Here is a 3,347-nt window from a genome sequence, read left to right on the forward strand (position 1 = left end):
TGTGAACGGCGGTCGAAATCCGACGTTAAACGGCGGCGTCAGTCAGGAATTCGGAATGTTTTCTAGTCTTCCGGGCTAATCCGAGATGACTGATACGGGTGGCGCTGAGGTTATGGGACGCATCGAAAGGAGCCCGTAGGGCGAGAGCAGATGCGTCCCGGCGGGAGCCGGTTCAGGAAGGGGTGACGCAGCAGGCCTGATGCGGTAAAAGAGGATTTACCGCCGAAGAAACAGGCCCGACACCGGCGCAAACCGCCAAGTTCAATCCGGTGTCGAGCCCAGCACGCGCACGACAGGGTGCGGGTGTGCCCAAGTATGGCACTGCCCATGAGCTCTGTCGATATCGCATCGGCATTGACAGGGATTGCCGGTGCCGAGCTCAGCCCGCCTCTTTGTCTGCGCCCGTTGCCGGGCGCAGGTCATCGTTTGCCGCCGTTGCGACCGCGGCCAGATCTATTGCGACGGCGACTGTTCGTTGCTCGCCCATCAAACCAGCATGCGTGTGGCCGGTCAACGCTACCAGCGCACCCGCCACGGTCGCTTTGCGCACGCCGAACGGATGCGCCGCTATCGCAGCCGCAACAATAAAGTGACGCATCAGGGTTCCGCTGAGCCTGCCGCCGATGCTTTACTGAGACCGACTTCGACGACATCGGCCACAGCAGCGGTATCCACGCACACCACACCTGTGCCTGAGCATTGCCACTTCTGCCACTGCGTCTGTGCGGGCTTCCTACGCTTGGGTCCACTTCGCCGTCGGGTCTTCCGTGACGTTCGGACTGCTACTCACTACACAGGTGACCCATGACCATCGGACTCGAACTCGAGGCGCAGATCCTGCGCTACTATCACGTTGAGAAGTGGCGTTGCGGCACCATCGCGCGCCAGTTGCACGTGCACCGCGGCACCGTGCAGCGCGTGCTCGCACAGGCTGGCCTGCCACGCATTGGCGCAGTGCTGCGACCCGCGCAGATCGATGCCTACCTGCCGTTCATCCATGAGACGCTGAAGAAGTTTCCCTCGCTCACGGCGAGCCGGCTGTATGCGATGGTCAGCGAGCGCGGCTACCGGGGCAACCTCCACCATTTCCGCCACCAGGTGGCGTTGCATCGCCCACGGCCTGTTGCCGAGGCTTACCTGCGCCTGCGCACGTTGCCTGGGGAAGTCGGCGAGTGCGACTGGGCGCATTTCGATCGCCTGCAGATCGGGCGTGCGCGCCGGCCCCTGATGGCCTTCGTGATGGTGCTGTCGTGGTCACGTCAGATCTATCTGCGCTTCTTCCTGGATGCGCGCATGGACAGCTTCCTGGCGGGTCACGCCGGCGCCTTCGCAGCATGGTCCGGATTACCCAGGATCATCAAATACGATAATCTGCGCAGTGCCGTGCTCGAGCGCCAGGGCGACGCGATCCGTTTCAATCCGCAACTGCTCGCGTTCGCCGCGCATCATCACTACGAACCTCGTCCCGTGGCCATCGCCAGAGGAAACGAGAAGGGGCGCGTCGAGCGTGCCATCAGGTTTGTACGCGACGCGTTCTTTGCCGCGCGCAAATTCACTGACCTTGATGATCTGAACGCCCAGGCCGCACTCTGGTGCGCGGGGCCAGCAGCCGATCGCCCCTGCCGCGAGGAACCCACGATCACCGTGCGTGAGGCCTTCGCCCGCGAGCAACCCAGCCTGCTCGCGTTGCCGGAGAATCCGTACCCGTGTGAACTGCAACTGGCCGTGACGGTCGGCAAACAGCCTTATGTCCGCTTCGATCTGAACGACTACTCGATCCCGCATGCCCACGTGCGCCGCACGCTCACGGTACGCGCCGACCCCGGGCGGGTGCGCATTCTCGATGGCGCCGATCTGCTCGCGACCCATGAGCGCAGTTACGATCGTGGCGCGCAGATCGAGATCGCCGCACATCTGGACGCGCTCCTCGCCAGCAAACGCGAAGCGCGCCACCATCGCGGTCTGGACCATCTGGCCCATGCGGCGCCGGCCAGCCGGACCCTGATGCTGCGCGCCGCTGAGCGCGGCGCCAATCTGGGCAACATCACCGCCCAGCTGCTGCGCCTGCTTGACCGCTATGGCGCGGCCGAGCTGCAGGCGGCGATTGAGGAAACGCTCGCCAGCGATGCCGCGCCTCACCAGAATCCGGTCCGTCTGGCGCTCGAGCGTCGACGCGAAGCCCGCCAGGCACCTCCGCCGGTGACCATCAGTCTGCCCGAACACGTGCGCAACAAGGACACGCTGGTGACGCCCCACCGGCTCGACATCTACGATCAGCTCAATGGAGTGCACGATGAGCACGACTGAGAATCTGCAAAGCCGCGCAAACGCCTTGCGCCTGTACGGGCTGCTGACGCACTGGCCCGAGCTCGCCAATGCTGACTGGGTCGAACCGCTCGTGCAATGGGAGGAAGACGAGCGTGCCCGCCGTTCGCTTGAACGACGCATTCGCGACGCCCATCTGGGTAACTTCAAACCGCTGTGCGACTTCGACTGGGCGTGGCCTACGCGCTGCGACCGGCTCGCGGTCGAAGAGCTGATGTCGCTCGAGTTCGTCAGGGACTACGCCAACGTAGTACTGATTGGCCCGAACGGCGTGGGCAAGTCGACGCTGGCGCTAAACCTGGCCTACCAGGCGCTCGTGAACGGGCACACGGCGCTGTTCACGAGCGCCGGCCAGATGCTCGGTGAGCTCGCGGCGCTCGACAGTGACTCGGCCTTACGCCGGCGGCTGCACCGCTATACGTCGCCTGCGGTGCTCGTCATTGACGAGCTCGGATACCTGTCCTATTCCAATCGCAATGCCGACCTGCTGTTCGAACTGATCAGCCGCCGGTATGGAGTCGCGAGTACAGTCGTGACAACCAATCGACCATTTGCAGAATGGTCAGAGGTGTTTCCAAACGCCGCGTGCGTCGTCTCGCTGGTAGACCGGCTGGTGCACCGCGCGGAAGTCATCGCCATCGAAGGCGAGTCATACCGGGTGAAGGAAGCCCGTGAACGCGCCGAGCAGCGGGCAAGCAGGCGCGGTGCGGCACGCGGCGGGAAGACAAAACCATGAAGCCCCTTCATCAGCCTTCAGGTATCACCCACGGGCTCGAGTTCCTGATCGCCGAGAACTGGTCTGCTGATCAGGCGCTCGCTGTCGTCGAACTTATCGACGATCTCCGCGAGCGCATCGTCGGGCACTATCAGATTGCGCTCAACGAACTGCTGCGCGAACAGCGCTCGCCTCCTGGAAACCCTCACCCTCCTCGTGACAACGAGGCCGCCCCATTCTGACTAACGACCGGCACGCTCGACCATGGGCGCCAACGACTGACCACGGTTGTTGACGCTTTTACTCA

Annotated in this window: 4 protein-coding genes; 3 read left to right on the forward strand and 1 reads right to left on the reverse strand. The window is 63.7% G+C overall.

Annotated elements, in window-relative coordinates; translation table 11 throughout:
* Positions 1-379: 379 nt before the first annotated feature.
* Complete coding sequence (locus BLQ92_RS39080; RefSeq protein WP_090696066.1) at positions 380-598, reverse strand: hypothetical protein; 219 nt, start codon at positions 596-598, stop codon at positions 380-382.
* A gap of 206 nt (positions 599-804) precedes the next feature.
* Between BLQ92_RS39080 and istA the strand changes: the two genes are divergently transcribed.
* From istA to BLQ92_RS39095, 3 genes are read left to right on the forward strand one after another with little or no spacing between them, the layout of a single operon-like run.
* Positions 805-2,307, forward strand: a complete 1,503-nt coding sequence (gene istA / locus BLQ92_RS39085) for an IS21 family transposase (protein WP_090696067.1) — start codon at positions 805-807, stop codon at positions 2,305-2,307.
* On the forward strand, positions 2,294-3,061 hold the full coding sequence (istB, locus tag BLQ92_RS39090) for an IS21-like element helper ATPase IstB (RefSeq protein WP_090696068.1): 768 nt from the start codon (positions 2,294-2,296) through the stop codon (positions 3,059-3,061). The genes istA and istB overlap by 14 nt, the downstream gene beginning before the upstream one ends.
* Positions 3,058-3,282 carry a hypothetical protein gene (locus tag BLQ92_RS39095; RefSeq protein WP_090686545.1) on the forward strand — a complete coding sequence of 75 codons (225 nt, stop codon included), beginning with the start codon at positions 3,058-3,060 and terminating at the stop codon, positions 3,280-3,282. Before istB ends, BLQ92_RS39095 begins: the two co-directional genes overlap by 4 nt.
* The last annotated feature ends 65 nt before the right edge of the window (positions 3,283-3,347 follow it).

This window comes from Paraburkholderia phenazinium (assembly GCF_900100735.1).
GTDB lineage: Bacteria > Pseudomonadota > Gammaproteobacteria > Burkholderiales > Burkholderiaceae > Paraburkholderia > Paraburkholderia phenazinia.